At 63.2% G+C, this 24,978-nt stretch carries 30 protein-coding genes; 14 read left to right on the top strand and 16 right to left on the bottom strand.

Annotated features, from left to right (window positions below; genetic code table 11):
- Positions 1-63 precede the first annotated feature (63 nt).
- The 4 genes from QBK88_RS04135 to QBK88_RS04120 form a co-directional block, all read right to left on the bottom strand.
- On the bottom strand, positions 64-1,434 hold the full coding sequence (locus tag QBK88_RS04135; RefSeq protein WP_277961016.1) for a GntT/GntP/DsdX family permease: 1,371 nt from the start codon (positions 1,432-1,434) through the stop codon (positions 64-66).
- A gap of 203 nt (positions 1,435-1,637) precedes the next feature.
- Positions 1,638-2,441, bottom strand: a complete 804-nt coding sequence (locus QBK88_RS04130) for a sulfite exporter TauE/SafE family protein (protein ID WP_277961015.1) — start codon at positions 2,439-2,441, stop codon at positions 1,638-1,640.
- Between the two features lie 6 nt (positions 2,442-2,447).
- Positions 2,448-3,701, bottom strand: coding sequence for an NAD(P)/FAD-dependent oxidoreductase (locus tag QBK88_RS04125; protein WP_277961014.1), 1,254 nt, complete (start codon positions 3,699-3,701; stop codon positions 2,448-2,450).
- A 13-nt stretch (positions 3,702-3,714) separates the two neighbouring features.
- On the bottom strand, positions 3,715-4,068 hold the full coding sequence (locus tag QBK88_RS04120) for an ArsR/SmtB family transcription factor (protein WP_158158189.1): 354 nt from the start codon (positions 4,066-4,068) through the stop codon (positions 3,715-3,717).
- An 83-nt stretch (positions 4,069-4,151) separates the two neighbouring features.
- Here QBK88_RS04120 and QBK88_RS04115 point away from each other — a divergent pair, with 83 nt between their 5' ends.
- From QBK88_RS04115 to QBK88_RS04100, 4 genes are all read left to right on the top strand, one after another.
- Positions 4,152-5,015, top strand: coding sequence for an MBL fold metallo-hydrolase (locus QBK88_RS04115; protein WP_277961013.1), 864 nt, complete (start codon positions 4,152-4,154; stop codon positions 5,013-5,015).
- Between the two features lie 85 nt (positions 5,016-5,100).
- On the top strand, positions 5,101-6,207 hold the full coding sequence (locus tag QBK88_RS04110; RefSeq protein WP_277961012.1) for a Gfo/Idh/MocA family protein: 1,107 nt from the start codon (positions 5,101-5,103) through the stop codon (positions 6,205-6,207).
- Between the two features lie 16 nt (positions 6,208-6,223).
- On the top strand, positions 6,224-6,754 hold the full coding sequence (locus tag QBK88_RS04105; protein ID WP_277961011.1) for a hypothetical protein: 531 nt from the start codon (positions 6,224-6,226) through the stop codon (positions 6,752-6,754).
- Between the two features lie 79 nt (positions 6,755-6,833).
- Positions 6,834-7,235, top strand: coding sequence for a low affinity iron permease family protein (locus QBK88_RS04100; RefSeq protein ID WP_277961010.1), 402 nt, complete (start codon positions 6,834-6,836; stop codon positions 7,233-7,235).
- A 47-nt stretch (positions 7,236-7,282) separates the two neighbouring features.
- Here the strand turns inward: QBK88_RS04100 and QBK88_RS04095 are convergent, their stop codons facing one another.
- Positions 7,283-7,600 (bottom strand): EthD family reductase, encoded by a 318-nt coding sequence (locus QBK88_RS04095; RefSeq protein WP_277961009.1) that lies wholly within the window; start codon positions 7,598-7,600, stop codon positions 7,283-7,285.
- Between the two features lie 121 nt (positions 7,601-7,721).
- Here QBK88_RS04095 and QBK88_RS04090 point away from each other — a divergent pair, with 121 nt between their 5' ends.
- The gene (locus QBK88_RS04090) at positions 7,722-9,041 is read left to right on the top strand and encodes a cation:proton antiporter domain-containing protein (protein ID WP_277961008.1); all 1,320 of its coding nucleotides are present in this window, start codon (positions 7,722-7,724) and stop codon (positions 9,039-9,041) included.
- Here QBK88_RS04090 and QBK88_RS04085 read toward each other — a convergent pair.
- Positions 9,038-9,682 (bottom strand): HAD-IA family hydrolase, encoded by a 645-nt coding sequence (locus QBK88_RS04085; RefSeq protein ID WP_277961007.1) that lies wholly within the window; start codon positions 9,680-9,682, stop codon positions 9,038-9,040. The two genes, QBK88_RS04090 and QBK88_RS04085, sit on opposite strands and share 4 nt — an antisense overlap.
- Before the next feature lie 222 nt (positions 9,683-9,904).
- Here QBK88_RS04085 and QBK88_RS04080 point away from each other — a divergent pair, with 222 nt between their 5' ends.
- From QBK88_RS04080 to QBK88_RS04065, 4 genes are all read left to right on the top strand, one after another.
- The gene (locus tag QBK88_RS04080) at positions 9,905-10,387 is read left to right on the top strand and encodes a DUF4142 domain-containing protein (protein ID WP_277961006.1); all 483 of its coding nucleotides are present in this window, start codon (positions 9,905-9,907) and stop codon (positions 10,385-10,387) included.
- Between the two features lie 185 nt (positions 10,388-10,572).
- Positions 10,573-10,794, top strand: a complete 222-nt coding sequence (locus tag QBK88_RS04075; protein WP_158158463.1) for a hypothetical protein — start codon at positions 10,573-10,575, stop codon at positions 10,792-10,794.
- A 10-nt stretch (positions 10,795-10,804) separates the two neighbouring features.
- The gene (locus QBK88_RS04070; RefSeq protein WP_277961005.1) at positions 10,805-11,227 is read left to right on the top strand and encodes a 3-isopropylmalate dehydratase; all 423 of its coding nucleotides are present in this window, start codon (positions 10,805-10,807) and stop codon (positions 11,225-11,227) included.
- Positions 11,228-11,274: 47 nt separating this feature from the next.
- Positions 11,275-11,841 (top strand): GNAT family N-acetyltransferase, encoded by a 567-nt coding sequence (locus QBK88_RS04065; RefSeq protein WP_277961004.1) that lies wholly within the window; start codon positions 11,275-11,277, stop codon positions 11,839-11,841.
- A gap of 76 nt (positions 11,842-11,917) precedes the next feature.
- On the opposite strand, the gene QBK88_RS04060 is transcribed toward QBK88_RS04065, so the two are convergent.
- The 10 genes from QBK88_RS04060 to QBK88_RS04015 all read right to left on the bottom strand — a co-directional run bounded on the left by QBK88_RS04060 (position 11,918) and on the right by QBK88_RS04015 (position 20,560).
- A complete protein-coding gene (locus tag QBK88_RS04060) occupies positions 11,918-12,919 on the bottom strand; it encodes an ABC transporter substrate-binding protein (RefSeq protein WP_277961003.1) in 1,002 nt (333 codons plus the stop codon).
- A 102-nt stretch (positions 12,920-13,021) separates the two neighbouring features.
- Complete coding sequence (locus tag QBK88_RS04055; RefSeq protein WP_268144106.1) at positions 13,022-13,888, bottom strand: ABC transporter permease; 867 nt, start codon at positions 13,886-13,888, stop codon at positions 13,022-13,024.
- A gap of 15 nt (positions 13,889-13,903) precedes the next feature.
- Positions 13,904-14,782: an ABC transporter ATP-binding protein gene (locus tag QBK88_RS04050; protein ID WP_268144108.1), complete on the bottom strand. Its 879-nt coding sequence runs from the start codon at positions 14,780-14,782 to the stop codon at positions 13,904-13,906.
- 13 nt (positions 14,783-14,795) lie between these two features.
- Entirely contained in the window at positions 14,796-15,680 is an 885-nt protein-coding gene (locus tag QBK88_RS04045) for a TauD/TfdA dioxygenase family protein (protein ID WP_277961002.1), read from the bottom strand.
- A gap of 127 nt (positions 15,681-15,807) precedes the next feature.
- On the bottom strand, positions 15,808-16,701 hold the full coding sequence (locus QBK88_RS04040) for a pseudouridine synthase (protein WP_277961001.1): 894 nt from the start codon (positions 16,699-16,701) through the stop codon (positions 15,808-15,810).
- A gap of 55 nt (positions 16,702-16,756) precedes the next feature.
- Positions 16,757-17,071 (bottom strand): transcriptional regulator, encoded by a 315-nt coding sequence (locus QBK88_RS04035; protein ID WP_277961000.1) that lies wholly within the window; start codon positions 17,069-17,071, stop codon positions 16,757-16,759.
- Between the two features lie 143 nt (positions 17,072-17,214).
- Positions 17,215-17,646, bottom strand: coding sequence for a D-Ala-D-Ala carboxypeptidase family metallohydrolase (locus tag QBK88_RS04030; protein ID WP_277960999.1), 432 nt, complete (start codon positions 17,644-17,646; stop codon positions 17,215-17,217).
- A gap of 114 nt (positions 17,647-17,760) precedes the next feature.
- Positions 17,761-17,997, bottom strand: a complete 237-nt coding sequence (locus QBK88_RS04025) for a glutaredoxin family protein (protein ID WP_277960998.1) — start codon at positions 17,995-17,997, stop codon at positions 17,761-17,763.
- A 108-nt stretch (positions 17,998-18,105) separates the two neighbouring features.
- Entirely contained in the window at positions 18,106-19,200 is a 1,095-nt protein-coding gene (locus QBK88_RS04020) for an acyltransferase family protein (protein ID WP_277960997.1), read from the bottom strand.
- 151 nt (positions 19,201-19,351) lie between these two features.
- Complete coding sequence (locus QBK88_RS04015) at positions 19,352-20,560, bottom strand: ammonium transporter (RefSeq protein WP_268144119.1); 1,209 nt, start codon at positions 20,558-20,560, stop codon at positions 19,352-19,354.
- A gap of 296 nt (positions 20,561-20,856) precedes the next feature.
- Here QBK88_RS04015 and QBK88_RS04010 point away from each other — a divergent pair, with 296 nt between their 5' ends.
- The 5 genes from QBK88_RS04010 to QBK88_RS03990 all read left to right on the top strand — a co-directional run bounded on the left by QBK88_RS04010 (position 20,857) and on the right by QBK88_RS03990 (position 24,608).
- The gene (locus QBK88_RS04010; protein ID WP_008368448.1) at positions 20,857-21,171 is read left to right on the top strand and encodes a DUF883 family protein; all 315 of its coding nucleotides are present in this window, start codon (positions 20,857-20,859) and stop codon (positions 21,169-21,171) included.
- A 4-nt stretch (positions 21,172-21,175) separates the two neighbouring features.
- Positions 21,176-21,562, top strand: coding sequence for a phage holin family protein (locus QBK88_RS04005; protein WP_158158449.1), 387 nt, complete (start codon positions 21,176-21,178; stop codon positions 21,560-21,562).
- Positions 21,559-21,891, top strand: a complete 333-nt coding sequence (locus QBK88_RS04000) for a hypothetical protein (RefSeq protein ID WP_277960996.1) — start codon at positions 21,559-21,561, stop codon at positions 21,889-21,891. The genes QBK88_RS04005 and QBK88_RS04000 overlap by 4 nt, the downstream gene beginning before the upstream one ends.
- Positions 21,892-21,991: 100 nt before the next feature.
- A complete protein-coding gene (locus QBK88_RS03995; RefSeq protein ID WP_277960995.1) occupies positions 21,992-23,155 on the top strand; it encodes an EAL domain-containing protein in 1,164 nt (387 codons plus the stop codon).
- Between the two features lie 121 nt (positions 23,156-23,276).
- Positions 23,277-24,608, top strand: a complete 1,332-nt coding sequence (locus tag QBK88_RS03990; RefSeq protein WP_277960994.1) for a deoxyguanosinetriphosphate triphosphohydrolase — start codon at positions 23,277-23,279, stop codon at positions 24,606-24,608.
- Positions 24,609-24,978: the final 370 nt, after the last annotated feature.

Raw genomic sequence — 24,978 nt, 5'->3', positions numbered from 1 at the left:
CCCCCGCCGCGCAACGCCAGATATGCCGCGTGGTAAAACGCGGCCAGATCCGCCGGACTGCCGTTATGTCAGCCACCACCACAGCAGCATCGTTCCCACCAGCCCGACCACCGAGACGATGGTCTGCAACACCGACCATACCCAGATGGTCTGTTTGAGCTGCAGGCCGAAGTATTCGCGCACCATCCAGAAACCCGCGTCGTTGACATGGCAGAAAAACACCGAGCCGGCACCGATGGCCAAGGCCACCAGTGAACTCTGGGTCGCCGCCAGCCCCGCCATCATCGGCGCCAGGATGCCCGCCGTGGTAGTCGTCGCGACAGTGGCCGATCCGGTGGCCTGGCGCAATGCCACGGCAATCAGCCAGGCCAGCAGCAGGTACGGCATGTGCGCGCCTTCGGCTGCCTTGCTGATGGTCTGGCTGACGCCAGCGTCCAGCAGCGTCTGCTTCAGGCCACCGCCCGCGCCGATGGTCAGCAGCAACACGGCAATGGGGGCCAGGGCCTTGCGCAAGGTATTGCCCACCTGCTCGCGGGGCAGGCCGTTGGCCCAGCCCAGGCAGACCACGGCAGCGAGCACGGCGATACCCAGGGCAATCAAGGGTTCACCCAGAAATTTCAGAGTCAGGGCCAAGGTGGTTTCCGGCGCCAATACCACCTTCGCCAATGTGCTGCCGAGCATCAGCAGCACCGGCAGCAGAATGATCAGCAGGGAAATGCCGAAGCCCGGCTGCCGCTGCCCGCAGGGGCGTGCGTCGAACAACGCACCCAGCTCGGCGGGCGCCTGAACGTCCATGCGCCGCGACAACCAATTGCCATACAGCGGCCCGGCCAGAATGACCGCCGGCACCGCGATGGTGAAGCCCAGCAGCATGGTCAGGCCGAGGTCGGCGTGCAGCGCGCTGACGGCGATCAGCGGCCCCGGGTGTGGGGGCATCAGCGCGTGCAAGGTGGTCATGCCGGCCAGTGCCGGGATGGCGATCTTCAGCAGGGGCTGGCCCGATTGGCGGGCCATGACGAAGATGATCGGCACCATCATCACCAGCCCCACTTCAAAGAACAGCGGCAGGCCGATGACCAGGGCCACCAGCGCCATCACCCACGGCAGGCTGCGGCCCTTGCCCAGCCCCAGCAATGTGCTGGCGATACGATCGGCCGCGCCCGATTCGGCCATCAGCGCGCCGAGCATCGAGCCCAGCGCGATGATGATTCCCGCCTCGCCCAGGATACCCCCGGCGCCTTTGCTGAAGGCCTTGGCCACCTCCTCTGGAGCAAGCCCGGCGCCGACGCCGGCGATGAAGGTACCGACCAGAATGGAAAGAAAGGGCGGCAGACGGGTAACGCTGATCAGCACGATGATGGTGGCGATGGCCACCAGGCAACAGAGAATGAGGCGGGTATCATGGGCGAGCCAGGCGATGGCGGTTGGGTCCACGGGGTGCTCCTTGTTCTTGGACGATTACTGCTGCAACGTTTTGTTGCAAATCGGTCCGCAGCATACCGGATCCCCGCCGCGTCAGGACCCACTCCTGCGAAACAGACCGCGCTGCGCCCCTGTGGGGAGCCATAGCGCGGTGGCTGCTTCCCGAGCTTCGCCCGGTCCCACAGGGAACCACCACAGGGGTACAGGGGACGCGGTCAGAGAACCCGCGCGCCCAGGTACAACGCCACACCAACGCACAACGCCGCGAAGCCTGCCTGCAATACGCGCGCGGGCAGCCGGGGCGATAGCACCCGGCCAATCACCATGCCGGCAACGCTGGCAACGATGAAATACCCACCCTCCAGCGGGATGCGCACGCCAGCGTGCAAGGCACCCAGGATCGCCATGCCCGACACGAGGGCAATGACCATCAATGACGTGGCGATGATGCCATGCACGCGAATGTCGGTCAGTTGCCGGAACGCCGGCACCAGCAGGAAACCACCCCCCACCCCCAGCAGACCGGTAAGAAACCCGCAACACGAGCCCACCACCGACAAGGTGATGCTGCAGCGCAAGGTCCAGGACAGACGTCCGGTGTGCTGGTCGAGCATGCAGTTTTTCTGCTCCCAGCTGTGGTCGATACCCGAGCCAGCGCACGGCCGGTCCCGGGATTGGCTGAACATGCGCCAGGCCACCACCAGCAGCACCGCGCAGAACAACCCCATCAGCCCGCGTTCCGGCATGCGGTGGGCCACCAGCAGGCCCAGCGGCGTGAACAAGGTGCCCAGCAGCGCCATCAACAGCGCCGCGCGCCAACGCACGATGCGCTGGCGCAGGCCGTCAAGGGCGCCTACCGCCGCCGACACGCCCACGGCCAGCAACGCCACCGGCGCGGCCTGGGTCATGGGCCAGCCCAGGCCCAGCACCAATGCCGGCACAGCCAGGATACCGCCACCGGCCCCGGTCAGCCCCAGCACCATCCCGATCAGGCCGCCCAATACAAGCGCCAGCATCACCCGCCCCTATTCAGTGGTTGTGCAGCGGGTCAGCCATTCACGGCCCTTGAGCATGCCATGCCAGTAGAACCACGGCAGGAAATGCGCCTTCAACCACCAGGCCGAACGCCGGGGCACGGTGGAGTCCAGCGCAAAAGTAGGCAACAGCTTGCCGCCATAGCCGAACTCGGCCAATACCACCCGGCCCTTCTCCACCGTCAGCGGGCACGAACCGTAGCCGTCGTAGCGCAACGGCATCGAACGCCCGGCGCGCCGGGCCAGCAGGTTCTCGGCTACCACCACGATCTGCTTGCGCACCGCCGCCGCGGTCTTGGCGTTGCTGGTGGCGCAGACGTCGCCCAGGCCGAAGACCTGTGGGTAACGCACATGTTGCAAGGTAGCGGGGTCCACTTCGCACCAACCGCCCTCATTGGCCAGGGCACTGTGGCGCACGCACGCGGGGGCCACCTGCGGCGGCACCACATGCAGCAGGTCGAAGGCCTTCGCCTGGCGCACAAGGTTGCCGTCGGCATCCAGGCTGTCGAACCACGCGGTCTTCGCCGGGCCGTCGACCTTCACCAGTTTCGAGCCGAACGCCAACCGCGCGCGGTACTTGTCGATGTATTTCATCAACGCTGGCACATACGCCGCCACGCCGAACAATGCCGGCCCGGCGAGGTTGAACTCCACATCGATGGCGTTCAGCACCCCGCTGCGCCGCCAGTGGTCACACGACAGGTACAACGCCTTCTGCGGCGCGCCGGCACATTTGATCGGCATGCCCGGTTGGGTGAAGATGGCCTTGCCGCCCCGCAGCCCCTGAACCAGTTCCCAGGTGTAGGGCGCCAGGTCGAAGCGATAATTGGAGGTCACACCGTTGCGCCCCAGGGTTTCTTCCAGGCCTTCGATCTGCTCCCAGGCCAGGCGCAACCCGGGGCACACCACCAGGTGCCGGTAAGCCACCTGACGGCCATCTTCCAGCACCACGCGCTGGCCATCGGCATCAATGCTCTGCACCGCGGCCTTGAGCCATTTCACCCCGCGGGGCAGTACATCGGCCGTGGGCCGCGCGGTTTTGCCGGCGGCATAGGCGCCGCCCCCTACCAGGGTCCACGCGGGTTGGTAGTAATGGGTATCGGAAGGTTCGACCAGGGTGATCGAAAGGCCAGGCTGGCGCTTGAGCAAACTGGCGATCAGGCCGATGCCGGCGGCGCCGCCGCCGATGATCAGGATGTCCGCGTTGCTGGCGGTCGCATCCTGTTGCTGCAGGTTCTCTTGCATGCCGTCCACACTGTCATTGGGTAAGGGGTTGCGCACCGAGGCTGGTGAGCACGGTGCCGCAGTACAGACCCGAAAGGGTCTTCATGACCTGGATCACCTCATGGCTGGCCAGCCCGTAGAAGATGTATTTGCCTTCGCGGCGGGTGGCCACCAGGCCCTCGTCGCGCAACACCCCCAGTTGCTGGGAGAGGGTAGGCTGACGCACGCCGGTGCCGGCCTCCAGCTCGCCGACGTTGCGCTCGCCCTGGGTCAACTGGCAGAGGATCAGCAGGCGGTCTTCGTTGGCCAGTGCCTTGAGCAGCGCGCAAGCCTTGGAGGCGCTGGCGCGCAGGCGCACGACGTCGTCGGTGGTCAGGCAGGTTTCCATGGGCAGGGGTCGCTCTCGATCACTTTCTGTGATTACATTATGTTTAAATATAGATTATTGAACAATAGAGTGTGGAGCAATTCATGAGCCCACTGATCCAGCCCTTTTTCGACAGCGGCTCCTCGACCTTCAGCTACGTGGTGTACGAGGCGCCCGGCAGTGCCTGCGCGATCATCGACTCGGTGCTCGACTTCGACCCCACCTCCGGCCGTACCGGCAGTGAGCACGCCGACGCCATCGCCGCTTTCGTGCGCGCCCAGGGGCTGAACGTGCAGTGGTTGCTGGAAACCCACGCCCATGCTGATCACCTTTCCGCAGCGCCCTACCTGCGCGGTCGGTTGGGCGGCAAGATCGTCATCGGTGATGGTATCCGCCAGGTACAGAAGGTATTCAAGACGGTATTCAACCTGGAACCGAACTTCCGCCTGGACGGCTCGCAGTTCGATCACCTGTTGCGGCCTGACGAGACCTTCAGCATCGGCAACCTCACCGTACGTGCCTTGCATGTGCCAGGCCACACCCCGGCGGACATGGCGTTCCTGGTGGGCGACCGGGACCTGTTCGTCGGTGACACGCTGTTCATGCCCGACGTAGGCACGGCCCGCTGCGACTTCCCCGGCGGCGATGCCGAACAACTGTACCGATCCATCCGCACCCTGCTGGCCTTCCCCGGCGACACTCGCCTGCACCTGTGCCACGACTACCCGCCCGAGGGCCGCGCCGAACAATCACAGACCACCGTGGCCGCCCAGCGCCAAGGCAATATCCACGTGCGCGACGGCATCGATGCGGCGCAGTTCGTGGCCATGCGCACGGCGCGCGACGCCACCCTGGCCATGCCCGTGCTATTGATGCCGGCGGTGCAGGTGAACATTCGCGCGGGTGAATTGCCGCCTGCCGAAGACAATGGCGTGCGCTACCTGAAAATTCCGCTCAACCGCTTCTGAGGCACACCGCGGGAACTTGTCCGCGCAAGGCTTGCCCATTCCTGAGGGGCCGGTATTCCACCCGCCCGCTTTCAGGAGTCATGACATGCCCGATGCTCAAGGCAAGGTTCGTTACGCGGTCGTCGCTGGCGGCTGGATTTCCCAGGGCGCGTTCATGCCCGGTGTCGGCCAGACCGACAACTCGGTGATGACCGCGCTGGTGACCGGCGACCCGGTGAAGGGTCGCGACCTGGCCGCCCACTACCACCTCAAGAGCTACCACTACGACGACTACGCTACCTTGCTGGCCAGCGGCGAAATCGACGCGGTGTACATCGCCACCCCCAATTTCCGCCACCGGGAGTTCGCGGTACCGGCGCTGGAAGCCGGTATCCATGTGCTGCTGGAAAAACCCATGGCCACCAGCGAGGAAGACTGCCTGGCGATCAACGCCGCTGCCGAGCGCGGCAAGGCCTTGCTGATGATCGCCTACCGCTTGCATTGCGAGCCGGCCACCGTTGAGTTGATTGGCAAGCTGCGCGCCGGCGTCATCGGTGAACCTCGGTTGTTCACCTCCTCGTTCAGCCAGCTCACCAAGACCTCCAACCACCGCGCCCAGCATGGGTATTGGGCCGGGCCCGTCGTGGACATGGGCCCCTACCCGCTCAACGCGGTGCGCAACCTGTTCGGGGGCGAGCCCCTGGAAGTCTCGGCCATGGGTGTGAACACCCCGGGCCGCGACATCAACACCTACGACACGGTCAGTGTGACCCTGCGCTTCAGCGACGAGCGCCTGGCGCATTTCACGGTCAGCTACAGCCTGCCCGGCAGCCAGCGCTTCCAACTGTTCGGCAGCAAGGGCGAGATCGACGCTTCACCGTGCTTCGGCTTCGGCGAAGGGGTGGCGATCGGTTACCAGCTCATCGTCGATGGCAAGACCGAGCAACACAGTGCTCCGGTAGTGGACCAGTTCGGCGGCGAAACCCAGTACTTCTCCGACTGCATTCTCAAGGGCGAGAAACCCGGCCCGGACGGCGATGAAGGCTGGCGTGACGTGCGCGTGCTGGCGGCCATCGAGAAAGCCCTGGAAACCGGCCAACCGCAACGCCTGGAGCCCCTGGCGCCACGCGCCGATATTCAACCGGGGCAAGCTCGCCAGTTGCCCTTGGCCAAAGTGCCGGCCTACATCAACACCGCTGAACCGAATGACTGACACCGAGGATGCGCGCTTGAGCAGGATCATCACTTCACGCGTGCCGGGTGCCGAGGACAGCAGCGATAGCGAAAACGCGCTGATGTTCGGCACCCCCAAGGACCGCCTGGATTTCTACCGGCGTGAAATCCAGTATGAAACCGCCATTCTCTCCAACCGTACCAACAGCTACCTGTCGGCGCAGTCGTTCCTGGTGATCGCCTACGCCTCGTCCATGGCCAACCTGAACCCCGAGTGGGGCAAGGTGTTCACCCTGGTGGTGCCACCGGTGCTGGCGCTGTTGGGAGTACTGTGCTCGCTGAATGCCTGGCCAGGCATTCGCGCGGCCTACGACATCATCGACCACTGGCATTTCAAGCAGAGCGGCCTGCTGCGCGACTTGCCCGCCATGGGCCTGGCCTATGACGACGAGCCGCTGTTCAGCGAAATGGAGTCCACGCACAAGGGCTATCGCAAGTCGCTGATGTTCTCCATTCGAGCGCCGTGGTTGTTCGCCGGCTTCTGGGTGGGGTTGGGCGTGTTTGCCGTGATGATCCAGATCAACTAGATGAAACTGTGCATGTAACAAAGAATTTCAACCGTCGAGCGGGGTCTACCCAGTGACCCCTCTTTACGGAACCACTGCCATGAAATTCTCGTTGTTCTCCAATGCCTTGTCCAAAGCTGCCGGCAGCTCGCGCACCTTCGTCGCCGCTGTGGTGCTGATCGTGATCTGGGCGGCCACGGGGCCGCTTTTCCATTACAACGATACGTGGCAACTGATCATCAATACCTCAACCACCATCATTACGTTCCTGATGGTCTTCGTGATCCAGAACACCCAGAACCGCGACAACGACATGCTGCACATCAAGATCGACGAACTGCTGCGCGCCACCCATGAAGCGCAGAACGCGGCGCTGGACCTGGAAGATCTGGATGCCAAGGAACTGAAGACCATCCGCAAACAGTACAAGGCGATGGGCACCAACGAAACCATCGAGGTGACGGAGTCCACGACCACCCTCAAGGATGATCACAACGCCTGAGCCGCCTTGCGGGCCCGGGTGAACCTCGGGCCCACAGCGGCAACTTCTCAGACTTCGGCCAGCACTTCGCTGATCTGGATCACGGGCACCAGGTCGGTGTAGTTGGGGATATCGCCGTTGAGCACGGCAGCATGTTCTGCGAATGCGGCACCGAAGGTTTCCACCGACTCGCAATAGACGTGGCACTGCCCCAGGTAAGTTGGCGGCGTGCCTGGCGTGCCACCGGCGAGGCCCTTCTCCACCGAATACTTGAGGCAAGCGGCGCCAAGCAGTTCCTTGAGCAGGGGCATGTGCTTGTCGCGGTAGTAATCGAAATCGAACCGCGCGCCTTCCTGGTAGGGGTACATCACGCTGACTTTGATCATGGCGTTCTCCGGGGCAATGAATTGTCCGCACGATAGTAGCGCCAATTCAACTTACCGGTCGCGGCAAAGTCACAGTTAATGATGACGTTACCTTAACCAGCCACAAGGCCCCGGGAGTTCAATGAGTTTCATATTATGGATGTCGGTGCTGGGCGCCCTGCTGCTGTTGCTGGCCTTGACGTCTTCATACCTGCGCTGGCTTCCAGTGACGACCTCGGCGGTGTGCCTGGCGTTCGGCATGGGGCTGGGCCCACTGGGCGTTGGCCTGGTGAACATGGACTTCGCGCGCGCCTCCACCTGGCTGGGCCGGGTCACCGAGATGGCGGTGCTGTTCTCGCTGTTCGGCACCGGCATCAAACTGCGCCTGGGCCTGCGGCGCACGGCATGGCGCGCGTCATACCTGCTGGCCGGTCCGGTGATGCTGGTGTCGATCGCCGGGGTGGCCGCGGTGGCGCACTTCGGCCTGCACCTGTCGTGGGGCCTTTCAGCCTTGCTCGGGGCCATGCTGGCACCCACCGACCCGGTTCTGGCGGCCATGGTTCAGGTCAATAGTGCCCACGACTTCGACAGGGTGCGCTACGGGCTGTCCGGCGAGGCAGGGCTCAACGATGGGGTGGCGTTTCCGTTCGTGATCTTCAGCCTGATGATGATCGACCACGTGGACATGGGGTTGCCCGATATTGGCCTGTGGGCCCTGAAGAACCTCGCCTGGGGCGTGCCGGCGGGCCTGGCCATCGGCTACGGGCTGGGGCGGCTGCTGGGGCAGGTGATGATCAGCCAGCGGGTACGCAACGAAGACAGCATCGAGTCGCCCAACGACTTTCTGGCCCTGGCGTTGATCGCCATCAGCTACGTGGTCGCCTATGGCGTGGGTGCGTTCGGGTTTCTCTCGGTGTTCGCCGCCGGGGTCGGCCTGCGCCAGGCCGAGGCTCGCGCCTCCCAGTCCGAGGTGCCGGCCGAACACCTGGCCAAACCACGTGCCCCACAGGCCCCGCCGCCCTCGCCCAGTGAACTGGAGGGTGGCCAACTGGCCGCGGGGGTGATGATGGATGACATCCTCACCTTCGGTGACCTGGTGGAGCGCTCCATGGAAGTGCTGCTGATCACCTTGCTGGGCGCGGCGCTGTCGCTGTACTGGGACTGGCGCGCCATCGGCCTGGGGCTGGCGCTGTTCTGCGTGATCCGCCCGGCCAGCGTCTGGCTGCTGGTGCGCGGCAAACACCTGGACGGGCACCAGCGCGCCCTGCTGGGGTGGTTCGGCATTCGTGGCATCGGCTCGCTGTATTACCTGTGCTTCGCCATTGCCCACGGGCTGCCCGCCGACATTCAGCACACCGCGATCAGCCTGACCCTGTCAGTGGTGGCCCTGAGCATCCTGTTGCATGGCATCAGTACCCAACCATTGCTGGACCACTACGAACGCCGCCACCGGCGGGATTAGCCGAGGGTCGCCAGCAAAGCCTTGAGGGCCGCGTAGTCGGGCACATGGTGAAAGCCTGGGTGGCCCTGGAAGGCAGAAAAGTCGGTATCGCCGTAGCCAGCCACCAACGTGCCGGCCGCCAGCCCTGCCTGCACGCCAGGCACACTGTCGTCGACCAGCAGGCATTGCTGTGGCGCCAGGTCGAGCACCCGGGCGGCGGCCAGGATCAATTCCGGGGAAGGTTTCCAGGCATTGACCTCGTAGGCACTGACGATATTGCCGTCGAAGGCTTCCCACAGCCCGGCCGTCTTCAGGCACGTCTCGACCTTGGCGCGCGGGCCATTGGTGGCCACGCACTTGGGCAGCTTCAGTTCGCGGACAAAATCCAGCGCGCCGGGCATCGCTTCCAGGCCCTGGGCGAACAGATCAAGGCTGCGGCCCCGGAAGTCGCTCATGAAGGGTTCAGCGTCCAGGTGGGCATGCTCTTCGCACAATTCACCCACGAAAATGGCGAACTGCACGCCGCGAAAACGCCGCAGCACTTCGTCATGGGGCAGATGGACATCGCGCTCGGCCAGCAGTTCACGCAGCAGGCCAGCCGCCATGCGTTCACTGTCGACCAGGGTGCCGTCGCTGTCGAAAATAACGCCTTCAATACTCAATGCTTTGCTCCACGCTGGACAATCAACACCCCAGAGCCTGCCCCGCCTTGGCGGCTTTGTCCACCCTGGCGGCGTGGGCGCGGCCACCGGCCGTGGGGGCGCTGGCGTGCCAGCGAGGTTTTGGGCTAGGCTGGGCAAGGTGAGCAAAGCTTCATTTGCCCTGCGCACGCAAACGGACTCTCATACGGCCATTTGCCCCCCCTGCATACCCGAGACGCACTGATGAACCATCGCAAAACCCTGCAAATTGGCCTGGCCCTGCTGCTGGCCGGCACCGGCACCGCCTTCGCCGCACCCAATACCTTTGTCACCAATGCCCTGAACGCCGGCGCTGCCGAGATTCTGCTGGTCCAGCAAGCGGGCGACAAGTTCAAGCAAGCCGACATGCAGACCTACGTCGGCGTGATGGTCAAGGACCACACGATCTTCAATGAGCAATTGACGGAACTGGCGAAAAAACACGACATCGACGTGCCAGTGCCACCGACCAGGGTCATCCCCTCCCCGGCCGTGGCCGGCAAGAGCCCGGAGGCCAGTTTCGCCATTGGGCAGGTCAACGTTACCGAGCATCTGCGTGACCTTTACTCTGCCGAGGCCAACAGCAATGACGACCCGGACCTGAAGGCCTTCGCCACTGCGCAACTGAAAGACGTGCAGCGCCACGCGAAAATGGCCACGCGCTTGCAGAAAACCTACAAGAAGTAACCTCGCCTTGTAGCAGCGAACCCGGCCGCGTCACAGGCACTGCGTTGCATCAGGCATACCGCATGCACCGCGCACGCCCCGAGGTCCGCTGCTAGCATCAGCGTGCCCGACGAAGAATTGTCCATCACCTGTCACCATTGAGTGCTACCTTGATTTCATCCCGCGTATCTCTTCAAGGAGCGATCATGGCCCATCAGATGTTTTCCAGTGTCATTGCCTATTCGCAGCACTGCGAGCGGGTAATCAAGGAGATGTTGCATGCCCGCCCCAGCCTGGACCGACAAAAGGTCATGACCTGGGTGGACGAGCAGGCCCATGCCCATTCAGAGGGTGAGCCGCTGGAGTACCTCAAGGCGTTGAGCGCCAAGGTACGCGCTGGCCAGCCGATGCCCTGGGACACCAAATAGAGGAACGTCCATGCGCCTGATGTGCACTGCGTTATGCGTTTTGCTGGTCAGTGGCTGTTCGTCCTACCGTTCCGACCACCCCGAACCCGTGCCTCAGGACCGCTTGCTGGGTTACCAGGCGGCGTTGGATAACGGCAGTACCCTGGTGGTACACCGCGATATCGGCATGCTGGGTGGCGGCTGCTACGTGGCTGTGCTGATCGACCGCACCGTGGCGGCACGCATCGGCATCGGCGAGGTGGCGACCTTCAAGGTACCCGCCGGTGAGCGGGTGGTCGGCATTGCCACCGACACGGCCGACGATACCCTCTGCGGCAAGGGCAGCCTGTACCGCGAGATCATGGTCCAGGCCCCGGCCGGGCATGACGCGCGGGTGCGGATTGTCAGCGAAAACAAGCAGGGCTTTGCCATCCTCCAGGACAAAACGCCCTGATTACCCGGTAGACTGCGCCGGTCATTCAGCTTTTGGCAGATACGAGCATGCAACCCCTGGAAGGCCCGCGCATCCTGCTGCGCCCCCTGCAACCCGATGACGCCCCCGCGCTGGTGCTGGCCGCCAGCGACGGCGAGCTGTGGAACCTGCCCTTCACCGTGGTGCCTTCGGCCGCCACGGTGCAGGGTTATATCGACACAGCGCTCCAGGGCCGTGACGCCGGCGCGGTACTGCCGTACGTCACGGTGCTCAGGGAAACCGGCGAAGTGATCGGCTCCACGCGGTTCTGGAAAGTAGACCGTGTGAACCGCAAGCTGGAGATCGGCAGTACCTGGATTGCGGCGCGCTGGCAGCGCAGTTTCGTCAACACCGAGGCCAAGTACCTGATGCTGCGGCATGCCTTCGACGAGCTGGGGTGCGTGCGGGTGCAGTTCACTACCGACGAGATCAATGCCAGGTCACGGGCAGCCATTCTGCGCCTGGGAGCACAGCAGGAAGGGATCGTGCGCAACGAGCGGATCATGCCGGACGGGCGCAGGCGCAATTCGGTGCGCTTCAGCGTGATTGAAGAAGAATGGCCGCAGGTGCGGGCCGGGTTGGAGGCAAGGTTGTAGACGCGGCCTTGGGGCCGCTGCCCGCAGCGGACCTGGCCGCGTCAAAAGCGCCGCGGGTCACCCGGAGGGGCGAAACTCAGCTCCCTGCCCCACCATGGGCTTCTTCGAAGAAGAAGTCCTTCCAGCTACCCGCCTTGTTCTTCAGCACGCCCAGTTCATTCAGCTTCTCGGCATACACCCCGGTGCGCTGGGGCACGATGGTGAAGTCGATTTCCGGGTCGTTGACGATCTTCTCAACCAACGCCAACGGCAACTTCGACTGCTCGACGCGGATGTAGGTCTTGGCCGCTTCGGTCTTGTTCGCCTTGATGTACTGCGACGCTTCGGCCAGCGCGTCGTAGAACGCCTTGTAGGTCTTGGGGTTTTCGTCGTGGAATTTCTGCGTGGTGTACAGCACGTTGAACGTCGCCTGGCCGCCCAGCACATCGTACGAACTGAGCACCTTGTGCACCTTCGGGTTTTCCAGTTCCTGGTACTGGAACGGCGGACTGGAGAAGTGCGCGGTGATCTCCGAGCTGCCGGCGATCAGCGCCGAGGTGGCGTCCGGGTGCGGGATGCTCACCGAGTAGTTGTCAAAGCGCTTGAAGTCGGCGTCACCGAAGACCTTGGCGGTCTCGATCTGCAAGGTGCGCGACTGGAAGCCCACGCCCGCGGCCGGCACGGCGATGCGGTCCTTGTCGGTGAAGTCCTTGAGGGTCTTGATGTTCGGGTTGTTGGTCAGCAGGTAGTTGGGCATCGAGCCCAGCGAGGCGATGGCCTTGACATTCTGGCGGTCCTTGGTGCGGTCCCAGATGGTCAACATCGGCGGTACACCCGCCGAGACCACGTCCAGGGCGCCGGCCAGCAGCGCTTCATTCATCGCAGTGGCACCGGAAATGCTGTTCCAGTCCACCGTGATGTCGATGCCCTCTTCCTTGCCGTGCTTCTCGATCAGTTTCTGGTCCCGGACCACGTCGAGAATCAGGTAACCGATGCCGAACTGCTGGGCGATGCTGATCTTGCCTTCGGCGTGGGCGCTGGTGGCGAGTACCGCGCCCATGAGGCCCAGGGCAAGGGTAATTCTGGAAAGCGTTGGCATGAAAATTCCTTGAATTGAGCGGCAAGCCGCCAGTAAAAACAGACCGCGCTGACACCACTTACCGCTTTTGACGTGCAGCTTGCAGCGCATGGCTCAGCAACTTCAGCGCTGCATGCCCCATTTCTTGATGGTCAGGCGCTCGAAGGTGTTGAACAGCAGGTTCTCCACCAGCAGGCCGATGATGATCACCGCCGCCAGCCCGGCGAATACCTTGTCGGTATACAGTTCGTTGCGGTTCTGAAAGATGTACCAGCCCAGCCCGCCCTTGCCCGACGAGGCCCCAAACACCAGCTCGGCGGCGATCAGCGTGCGCCAGGCGAACGCCCAGCCGATTTTCAAGCCCGCCAGAATCGACGGCAGCGCCGCCGGGATGAGGATATGCCAGACGAACCGCAAGCCACGCAGCCCATAGTTGCGCCCGGCCATGCGCTGGGTTTCCGAGACGGCCAGGAAGCCTGAATAGGTATTGAGCGCCAACGCCCACAACACCGAGTGCACCAGCACAAAGATCAGGCTGTTGTCGCCCAGGCCGAACCACAGCAGCGACAGCGGCAACAGCGCGATGGCCGGCAGCGGGTTGAACATGGCGGTCAGGGTGCTGAGCAAATCACGCCCCAACTGGGTGGAGACCGCCAGCGTGGTCAGGCCGAACGCCAGGACAATACCGATCAGGTAGCCCTTGACCAGCACGGTCAGGGAAATCCACACCTTGCCTAGCAGCTCGCCCGTGACGATGCCATCGACAAAGGCGTGGGCAGTCTGCAGGAAGCTGGGCAGCAGCAGGTCGTTGTTCTGGATACGCGCGGCAATCTCCCAGAGCACCGCCAGGGCGATCAGGATCACGGTCTTGCGTACCCAGCCCTGTTGCCAGATGCGCTGGGCCAGGGAAATGTCCCGGGCCAGGGCGGCCTGGGTAAAGGGTTCGAGCGCGATTTCATATTCTTCGCGCACAGGCGTTTGCAGGCTCATGGCAAGGCTCCGAGGTCAGTAGGCGATGCGGATGTCGTGGAAACCCAGGTCCTGCTCGACCGGGCCCTGGGCCTCGTCGAACAGCAACCGGTGAATCCGCTGGGCACTGGCCTGGAAGGCCACGCCGCCGATGCTCTGCAAATCGTATTCATGGCTGTTGATTTCGGCGCGTACCCGGCCAGGGTGCGGCGACAGCAACAGAATGCGGTTGCCCACCACCAACGCCTCCTCGATGGAGTGGGTGACGAACAGCAAGGTGAAACGCACTTCCTGCCACAGTTCCAGCAACTCTTCCTGCATCTTGCGCCGCGTCAGGGCGTCGAGGGCGGCGAAGGGCTCGTCCATCAACAATATCCTGGGCTGCATGGCCAGGGCGCGAGCAATGGCCACCCGCGCTTTCATGCCGCCCGACAGGGTGTGCGGGTAGGCATTGGCGAAGGCGCTCAGGCCAACCTTCTCCAGGTAATGGCGCGCACGCTCCTCGGCTTCGCGACGCTTGAGAGTGCGCGAGGCCAGCAGCGGGAACATGACGTTTTCCAGCACGGTTTTCCAGGCCGGCAACTGGTCGAACTCCTGGAACACCACAATGCGGTCGGGACCCGGCTCGGTGACGATGTCTCCGCCCAGGCGAATTTCGCCTTCACTGGGCTTGATGAAACCGGCCACGGCTTTGAGCAGGGTGGACTTGCCGCAACCCGACGGGCCCAGCAGGACGAAACGGTCACTGCGGTCCACTTCGAAGCTGACCTGGTGGGTAGCGCGCACCACACGCTCGGGGGTGCGGTATTCGAGACTGACGTTGCTCACTTGCAGCAGGACTTCAGGGGTCGCCTGATGGCCTGCCTGCGCAGGTAACACATCGCTGGCCGTGTGGCCTTGCAGTACAGCGTTCATGGTGACTCCTGATTCAAAACGGCGCATCGCCCTGGATGGTGGTGCGATGCAGCTTGCGACGCAGGTGCTCCGGAGTGCCAGCGGCCAGGTGGATCAGCGAACGGTTATCCCAGAACACCATGTCATGGGGCTGCCACTGGTGCCGGTAGACGTTCTCCGGGCGCACGCTGTGCTCGTACAATTGGTTGAGGATGTCGCGGCTCTCGTCTTCCGGCAGGCCAACGATATGGGTGGTGAACCCTTCGCTGACGAACAGCGCCTTGCGGCCGTTTTCCGGGTGGGTGCGCACTACCGGGTGGCTGACGGTGACCACCTGGGCCAACTGCTCCGCGGTCAGGGTGGGGCGCCAGTTGGCGGCATTCTTGCCCTCGCTGTAGCGAGCGGTGTAGGAATGCACGGCGAATTTGCCTTCCACGGCGTCCTGCAGGTGCTGCGGCAGGGTGTCCCAGGCGCGGTGCATGTCGGCGAACAGGGTGTCACCGCCTTCGCTGGGCAGTTCCTGGGCATAGAGCATGGACCCCAGGCTCGGCAGTTCCTTGTAGGACAGGTCCGAATGCCAGTACTTGCCGGCATCGCCCAGGCCGACCGGCTGGCCGTTCTCGACGATGTTGGAAACGATCAGGATTTCCGGGTGGCCGGCCAGCAGGAACTGCTTGAGCACATGAATCTGCAGCACGCCGAAGCGGCGGCTGAAGTCGATCTGTTGCTGCGGGGTAATGTGCTGGTCGCGAAACACCACCAGGTGGTAGTCCAGGTGTGCGCGGTGCACGCGGGCGAAGTCTTCGTCGTTGAGCGGGCGGCTCAGGTCCAGGCCGACGATCTCGGCGCCCACCAGGCCTTGCAGCGGGCGAACTTCAAATGTCTGGGAAGACAGGGGGGCGAACGATAAGGCGGACATGCGGGGCTCCGGCTCTGGCTATTGAGTACGAGACATTGATGTCGAAACTCTATAGGCATAAGAACCGAAGTTTAAATATCGTTATTGCATAACCATATCACTGGAAAATGTGAGCTTTTATGGTGCACTACCAGTCCAGAGACAAACGGCTTTCGAAACTGCGGGATGCGCCGGTCAACGGGTCGTTGAAATCCAGGCGCTTGGCCAGGAGTTTCAGTGGCTTGCCATAGTCGTCCACCTCGCCCTGGCCGCAGACTTCGGGGTAGAACGGGTCGTTGCACAGGCTGGCACCCAGCGACGTCATGTGCACACGCAACTGGTGGGTCTTGCCCGTGATGGGGTAAAGCCGGTAACGCCAGAGATCCCCGTTGCGTTCAGCCACTTCCACACGGGTCTCGCTGTTGCTCACCCCTGGCACTTCCTGCATGCGGAAGAACGGCTCGCCATGCACCATGCGGCTGGCATGCACCAGGGGAAAGGCCAGATGAGGCAACGCCGGGGCAATGGCCTCGTAACACTTGTCGATCTGGCGGGTGGGAAACAGCGACTGGTAAGCCGAGCGGCTGGCAGGGTTGGCAGAGAACAGCACCAGGCCTGCGGTGTGCCGGTCGATACGGTGCAAAGGCACCAGGTGCGGGTTGCCCAGGCGCTTGATCAGGCGTCGCAGCAACGTGTGCTCCACGTATTCGCCGGTGGGCGTCACCGGTAGAAAGTGCGGTTTGTCCGCGACCACCAGATGCTCATCGACGTGCAGGATGCTTTCCTGTGCCGCGATGGGCCGCTCATTGGGCACTTCGCGAAAATAATGAATGCGCAGGCCTTGCTTGTAGGGCTGGTCGACACCGATGGGCCGGCCCTGAGCGTCCAGCACCCGCCCGCGCGCGATGCGGTCCAGCCACTGCGCACGGTCGATGGCCTTGAAATGGTCGCACAGGCAATCCAGCACCGTCGCCCAGTGGCCAGCTGGCAGGCTCAAGGTGCTGGCCTGGTGGTGGGCGGGATTGAACGGGGCGTCGGACATGGTGGGCTCGGAGGTCAATGCAGCCTGGCATTATCCGCCAAGCCTGTGCCTGCTGTCATTGTGCCTGGGCCAGGGGCGCCGCGTCGGTGAATTCCTTGAGCCAGCGCAGCACCTGAACGGCCTCCCAGCGGGTAGGGTCGTACAGGGCGTAAAGCAGGCCTTCGTAACCCACCACATCCAGCGGGCGGTGGTAGCCGGCGCGCTGGAACAAGGCTTCGATTTCGGCGAAGCAGGTATTGAAATGCAGCTTGTTGAACGGGGTCTTGCCCTCGGTGACCAGGCCATCCAGGCGCAGTTCCAGCACCGCTTCGCTGACCACGTCGGGGCTCATGCGGTTGACGCTGTATTTCAGTTGTTCGACGTTGACCACGCGGGCAATCCTCTGACTTCGGTGCGCAAGACATGCGCTGGTACTTCGGCACATTGCGCTTGCGCCAACACTGTATCTTTATACAGCTTAAGCGGCGGCCCGCGCGTCGTCAATCGCGCAATGATCGGCGGCGGCCGCGCGCTTCACACGATACCTGGCTGATAACCGCTGCCCTTGCGCAGTGTCAGCACCTGACGGCGTGACGCAACCTCGCTCAGCCCCAGGTGCACCCAGCGGTCGAACTCCAGGATCAACTGGTCGAAGACCAGGCCACTGTCATCCAGCAGTTCGACTGTCTGACGCGGTGTCAGCCCCGGCACGGTGAAGTCCGCCGCCAGCCCCCGGACATGGGCGCTGGTGGCCGAGCCGCCGATCAATTCGTTGAGCGCCGGGCAACGGTAGCCACTGCTGATCATCACCGGCCCCCCCACCAGTGTCCGCACGTCTTCGAGGGCTTGGCACAGGCGGGTGAGGTTGGCGACGACGGTCGCGTCCGGGGTGTTGTCGATGCCCGCCTTGGCGGCGCTGGGGGATTGGGTCAGTTCCTGCAGGGTGAAGTGTTCGCTGAGGTTCATCGTGTCGCTCCTTGACGGCGTATCGGCCAGTAGCCGGCCTCCCCGGTACGGGAGTGCGACGCCATGGTCGATGGAGGACGTGCCGGGGCGGCAGCAGGAATCTTTACCGATGCGTCAGCGTACGAAAGCGACCACCTGTTCGGTGTCGAACGGCCAGGCCAGTTCGGCACCGGTGTCAACGCGGCGCAATACCGGGATCATCAGGCTGTAGCGGTCGTAGAGCGAGGCATTGTCGGCGATATCGATCAACTCCACCTGCAGGCCGTGATTTACCAGGGGCATGACTTCGGCCTCGGCCAACTCGCATAAATGGCAGCTCAGGGTTCCAAACAGTTGGCATTCAGGCGTCATTGCAGAGCACCGGCTAAACGTGAAGTGCCACCATTCTAAAAGCAGTTGGCCAGAGAATGAAGCGCCAACGCTGATGGGTGGGTACCCGAACAAGCCGGCATCCTGGCCTCAGGCAGCATCGTATACCTTGCGTGACACAGCTGTGTGGAACCGCCGGTTGCCCCAGGCGGTAGCACGGTCCAGCAGGGGTTTTTCGATCAACCGATACGCCACCCAGCCATAACACAGGGTAGCCGTCAGCATCAGTACCACGAACACGGCGTTATCCCAGAGGCTGTCCGGGTGAGCCCCCACCAGGCGCCACACCTGCCCCATGACGCCCAGCACCAGCAGGTGGGAAAGGTACACGGTGTACGACATATCGCCGATATGCGCCAGCCACCGCGGCACCGACAACAAGCCACGGCGCTCCAGCAAGGCCAGCGAAAGCGTCAGGCCACTGAATACCGCGGCCACCAGCAGCATGCGCGGCAGGCCTTCGGTTCGGTAAAGGCCCAGGGCGGCGATCAACGGCATGCCGACGAGTACCGAGGCAAGCAACAGGGCCCACACGTGACGATTGGCCAGGGAGGCACTGCGCGGGGAATAGAAGTAACGGGCGATGGCGCAACCCGCGATGAATTCAAGGGCGTAAGGGTGCAGAATGATTTTCACCACCTGGGAGTAATCCTGCCATTGCGCCGCCAGGTTGAACCCCACCAGCAGCAGGGCCCAGGCCGCCAGACAGACGGGCAGCCACCGCTCGCGCACGAACAGCAGGCCAGCGAACACCAGGTAGAACCACAGTTCGAACACCAGCGACCACGCCACCATCACCAGCAACACCTTGTCGCTTGGCAATAACAGAAATGACATACCGAGGTTGGAGCCGCCGTGGGCCGAATTGACCATGCCCGGCGCGGCCAGGTAGATCGCCAGGGTAATGGCGAAATAGAGCCAGTAGTTGGGATAGATGCGCGCCAGGCGGTGGTAAACGAAACGCTGGCCTTGCACCCAGTCCTGGTGGCGGCCACGGGTGACGATCACCATCACGAAGCCGCTGATGACGAAGAACAAGTCCACGCCCAACTGGAAGAAGTCCACCAGGGACGGCAGCAACAGGTCGCCACCGCCGTATTTAGCCTCCACCGATGCCATGTGAAACAGCACGACGCCGACGACGGCGGCGCCCCTCATGCCCTGAAGCGAATACAGGCGTTCCATATATTTCCCCAACGGATGGCGGCGTCCTGCGCAGGCTGAATTGCGGCGAGTTGCCACCATGCTATGACGAATTCGCGTCGCTGGGAACACCCTTCGCACTGTCTGGGGCGGGCCTGCCAGCGCCAGTTTAGCGGCGCCAGCAGGCTGTCGGTCAATCGTGGTTGACCGCGCCGATCTTGTGCAGCGACAGGTCGGCACCGTAGTACTCCTGCTCTTGGCTCAGACGAATGCCGCACACGGCCTTGAGCAGGCCGTAAACGGTAAAACCACCGGCCAGCGCCACCAGCACACCGGCCAGGCTACCGATCAGTTGCACGGTCAGGCTCACCCCGCCCATGCCACCCAGGGCCTGCTGGCCAAAGATCCCGCAGGCCACCCCACCCCATACGCCGCAGATGCCATGCAGCGGCCATACACCCAGCACATCGTCGATCTTCCACTTGCCCTGGGCGGCGATAAAGCAACCAACGAAGAGCGCGCCGGCAATGGCGCCCGTCGCCAGGGCGCCGATGGGGTGCATCAGGTCAGAACCGGCGCACACCGCCACCAGGCCCGCCAGCGGGCCGTTGTGCAGGAACCCTGGGTCATTGCGGCCCACCACCAGTGCGGCGATGGTGCCGCCGACCATGGCCATCAGCGAATTGATCGCCACCAGGCCACTCAGGCCTGCCACGCTCTGGGCACTCATGACGTTGAAGCCGAACCAGCCGACAATCAGAATCCACGAGCCCAGCGCCAGGAACGGAATGTTCGACGGCGCGAACGCCACCAGGCGCCCATCGCGGTAGCGCCCCTGGCGTGGCCCCAGCAGCAGGACGGCGGCCAGCGCCAGCCAGCCACCCATGGCATGCACCACCACGGAGCCGGCGAAATCGTGGAAGGTGGCACCAAAATGCGCCAGCAGCCACGGCTGCACACCGAAGTTGCCGTTCCAGGCGATGCCTTCGAAGAATGGATAAATGAACGCGACGATCAGGGTGGTGGCGCACAGTTGCGGAACGAAACGGGCGCGCTCGGCGATGCCGCCGGAAATGATCGCCGGGATGGCCGCTGCAAAGGTCAGCAGGAAGAAAAACTTCACCAGTGCGTAACCGTGGTCGGCACTCAGCTCGCTGGCCGGAGCCAGGAAGGTCACCCCATAGGCTATCCAGTAGCCTATAAAGAAATAGGCCAGGGTCGAGATAGCGAAATCGCTGAGGATCTTGGACAGGGCATTGACCTGATTTTTCTGCCGCACGGTACCGACTTCAAGGAACGCGAAGCCGGCGTGCATGGCGAGCACCATGACAGCGCCCATCAACAGGAACAGGGTATTGGAGCCGTGAATCAGCGTTTGCACGGCGCTTTGCAGATTATCCATCGAGGGGGCAGACCTGAAAAATCAGGAAAAACAGCACCAAAGCAGGTCGACCGATGAGTCATTGCACCAATATGGATCAGGCAACGGGTTCATTATGCGACTGCGCGGTTATTTTTCCTCGGGGTTATTTCGTTTGGGTTAAGGTTTGACACGTGCGCCGGCTCTGACGCGCCGCTTCGGCGCACATACCTGCTGTCATGCACCAATGAAAAGCAAAAGCTGTACCAGGCAACAATGAAGGAACCTTCAGAAAGCCCCGCTACTCGAACCACCAGACGCCAACAATGGAGAACACCATGGCCCGCACCACGGCAAAGACTGCACAAGACGTACTGATGGCTGATTTTCAGACGTTGGTGCGCGACACCGAGAAACTGCTGGACCACACCAAGACCCTGGCCGGCGACCAGGCTGACGAGCTGCGCGAGCAGATCCACGACAGCTTGCTGCGCGCCCGCGAGACCCTGAAGGCCACCGAACAATCGCTGCGCCTGAAGGGCGAGGCGGCCGTGGCCAAGACCGAAGAATATGTGCAGGAAAACCCCTGGCAGTCGATCGGTATCGCTGCCGGCGTGGGTTTCCTGATCGGCCTGCTGGCCACAAGGCGCTAAGCCCATGGCCCTGGACATGGACTCGAAATCGACGGCCGCCGGGCCGTCGTCGCGGCGCCTGGGCGCCGCCCTGCTGGGCCTGCTTCACAGTCACGTGGAACTGTTCGGCATCGAACTGCAGGAACAGAAATCCCGCACGCTGAGCCTGCTGCTGTTCGCAGGCCTGGCACTGGTGTTTGCCTTGCTGGCACTGGTGGCGCTGTCGGGGCTGATCCTCATTCTGCTGTGGGACAACTACCGCATGCAGGGCATGATCGGGCTGTGCGTCTTCTACCTGCTGGCCGGATTGTTCTGTGCATTTCGCCTCAAGGCCGCTATTTTCGATGAGTCGTCGCCCTTCCACGGCACCCTCGAAGAGCTGGCCAACGACCGGGAGCGCCTGCTGCCATGACTGCCCCCAACCTGCCCCACAACCAGTCACGCCGCGAAATGCGCAAGGCCTTGATCCGCTTGCGCATGGAAATGCACCGCCAGGAGATTCGCCACGAATCCGGGCAATTGATCAACCCGCTGAACCGCCTGCGTGGCATGGGCCAGTCCGTGCAAGACGGCCTGGGCATCAAGCACGCGCCGTTGTGGGGCCTTGCCGGCGTAGTGCTGCTGGGCTTCCTGACGGGCAAAGGCGCCCGCAGCAACGGGGTTGGCGGCCTTACCCGACTGGTACGCCTGGGCTCCAGCCTGATGCCGGTGATCAAGTTTGCGCTACAGCGCAAAGGCTAATTGCCACTATTTGGCTGCATTCTTGCAACGACACCTGCCCTGCCCCGGCCCACGCCGGCGGCAGGTTGTGTCTGGCCTTGCAGCAATCTGAGGAGTCGCCGTGTTCGACGGGCAACCGCTCGCCTGGTTTCAACCCTTCATCGACACCGCCACCGGCCGCATTGCCGGCGTAGAGGCCCTGGGCCGTCTGCGCCAGGCTGACGGCCAGGTGCAGTCGGTGGGGCCGCTGTTCACTGACCCTCGCACGCTGCCCGCCGCCTTGCGACGCCTGGACCGGCAGATCCGCGGCAATGCCCTGAGCCGCCTGCATGAAGCACCGCCGGACTGGTTCCTGAGCCTGAACATGTCCCCGCGCTGGATCAGTCGCCTGCGCGATAACCAACCGCTGCCCAGCCTCACCCAACTGCAGCGCCATGGCGTGGCGCCACAGCGCATCGTCTTCGAAATCACCGAGCTGGGCGGTGACAGCCGCAGGCTCAGCGACGTGGTGCAGCGCTACCGGGAAGCGGGTGCGCGCATCGCCATCGATGACTTCGGCGCCGGCTACTCGCAGCTTGACCGGGTGCTGGCCTTGCAGCCTGACATTCTCAAGCTCGACATGCGCCTGTTCCAGGCCGCCGCCCGCGGGGGCCCCAGCAGCGAGGTGGTCAAGGCGCTGGCGCAGATGGCGGAAAAGACCGGTTGCTGGATCATCGCCGAAGGCGTGGAAACCGAAGCCGAACTCAACTTCGCCCTGGAGTGCGGCTCACGGTACGTGCAGGGCTACCTGTTCGCCCGTGCCGAACCGGATTTCTTTCCCACCGATGCGTTCGTCCCGCGCTTCGCCGCCCTGCGTGAGCGTTATGTGCAGGAAAAGCTGAGCGAGCGGGCGCGTCTGATGCAATTGCGCCAGCAGTTGATCAAGCTGATGGCCATCCTGCACCCCTGGGCGCAGGCCGGCGCGCCGCTGAGCGAACTGCCGCAACTGGACGCCTACCCCTGGCTGCTGCGCTTCTACCAGTGCGACCGCCACGGCACCCAGCTGACCCCCAACATGGAATGGCGCCAGCATGCCTGGCATGCCGATACCAGCTACGTAGGGCATAACTGGTCATGGCGACCGTATTTCTACCACCTGCTCGCCGAAGGCTGGGACGAGCGCCGGTTGATATTGTCCAATACCTACCGGGATGCGACCAGCAACCAGTACTGCCTGACGGCGGGGCAGTTTTTTGATAATGGCCAGCGGTTGTTGCTGATTGATGTGGATGCGGTGAGGTTTTAGGGTCTGTATGAAGTGTATTCCAGCGAAGGCCAGGCAAGGCGGCTCTGCGCACAAACCAGTTGCACCCCCACCCCCAAACAACCGAAGCTCACACCACCCCCCGCCTTCAGGAGACACCGCCTTGGATTGGCCCACCCTGCTCAACCGCGAACGCCTGGGCAAGACCCTGCACAGCCCCGAAGAACTGGGCCGCAGCCCGTTCCACAAAGACCACGACCGTATCATCTTCTCGGGCGCCTTTCGCCGCCTGGGCCGCAAGACGCAGGTGCACCCCGTGTCCAGCAATGACCATATCCATACCCGCCTGACCCACTCCCTGGAAGTCAGCTGCGTAGGCCGCTCCCTGGGCATGCGGGTCGGGGAGACCTTGCGCGACCGCCTGCCCGCCTGGTGCGAACCCAGCGACCTGGGCATGGTGGTGCAATCGGCTTGCCTGGCGCATGACATCGGCAACCCACCCTTCGGTCATTCCGGCGAAGACGCCATCCGCCACTGGTTCCAACAGGCGGCCGGGCGCGGGTGGCTCGACGGCATGAGCGAGGCGCAGCGCAACGACTTCCTCAATTTCGAAGGCAATGCCCAGGGCTTTCGCGTGCTCACCCAACTGGAGTACCACCAGTTCGACGGCGGTACGCGCCTGACCTACGCCACCCTGGGGACCTACCTGAAATACCCTTGGACCGCCCGCCACGCCGACTCGCTGGGCTACAAGAAACACAAGTTCGGCTGCTACCAGAGCGAACTGCCACTGCTCGAACAGATCGCCCACAAGCTGGGGCTGCCGCAACTGGAAGACCAACGTTGGGCCCGGCACCCGCTGGTGTACCTGATGGAGGCCGCCGATGACATCTGCTACGCGCTGATCGACCTGGAAGACGGCCTGGAAATGGAACTGCTCGAATACGCCGAGGTGGAATCGCTGCTGCTGGGCCTGGTGGGTGACGACTTGCCGGAAACCTATCGGCAGCTGGGCCCGCAGGACTCGCGCCGACGCAAACTGGCGATCCTGCGCGGCAAGGCCATCGAACACCTGACCAACGCCGCTGCCCGCGCCTTCGTCGAACAACAGGATGCCTTGCTGGCCGGTACGCTGACGGGTGATCTGGTGGAACACATGCATGGCCCTGCCAAGCGCTGCGTGCTGAACGCCAAGGACATGGCACGCAAGAAAATCTTTCAGGACAAGCGCAAGACCCTGCACGAGATCGGTGCCTATACCACCCTGGAAATCCTGCTCAATGCCCTGTGCGGCGCTGCCCTGGAGCAACATGGCGGCAAGAGCCCGTCGTTCAAGAACCGGCGCATTCTGGACCTGCTCGGCAATAGCGCACCGGACCCGCACGGTTCCTTGCACGCCTCGTTCCTGCGCATGATCGACTTCATCGCTGGCATGACCGACAGCTACGCCAGCGAAATGGCCCGTGAGATGACCGGCCGCTCAAGCCCCCATTGATAGCCTGGCGGGCGCCATCTGGGCGCCCGCACCGACGCTCAGAATTTTCCTACAAAACTTTCAGACCCGTCCCCCTCGCCGCCCCAGGGGCGACTAGGGAATAATCCCCCTTGTCTGTAGGGCAAGTTACCTGAACATTGTGGGCAAAGTAGGAAACTACACTTCCCACCTGTTGAAAACTTATGTACAAGACCGGAAATTCGTTAGTTGCCTTTCAAACATATTTATACAAAACCGCAGACCGAAAAGTTGTTTTTCATTTAGTCACAACCCCAGCGAAATATCGCCTTGACACTTTAAAAACCCGCACGGCCGTGTATTCTTAAACAGCAGTACTTGTAGGAAATTTCCTATATAGCGCCGATGGCGT

It is taken from the genome of Pseudomonas sp. RIT-To-2 (assembly GCF_029623465.1).
Taxonomy (GTDB): Bacteria; Pseudomonadota; Gammaproteobacteria; order Pseudomonadales; family Pseudomonadaceae; genus Aquipseudomonas; species Aquipseudomonas silvicola.
Note: the sequence above shows the minus strand (reverse complement) of the source record. Positions and strands in the feature narration are given on the sequence as shown.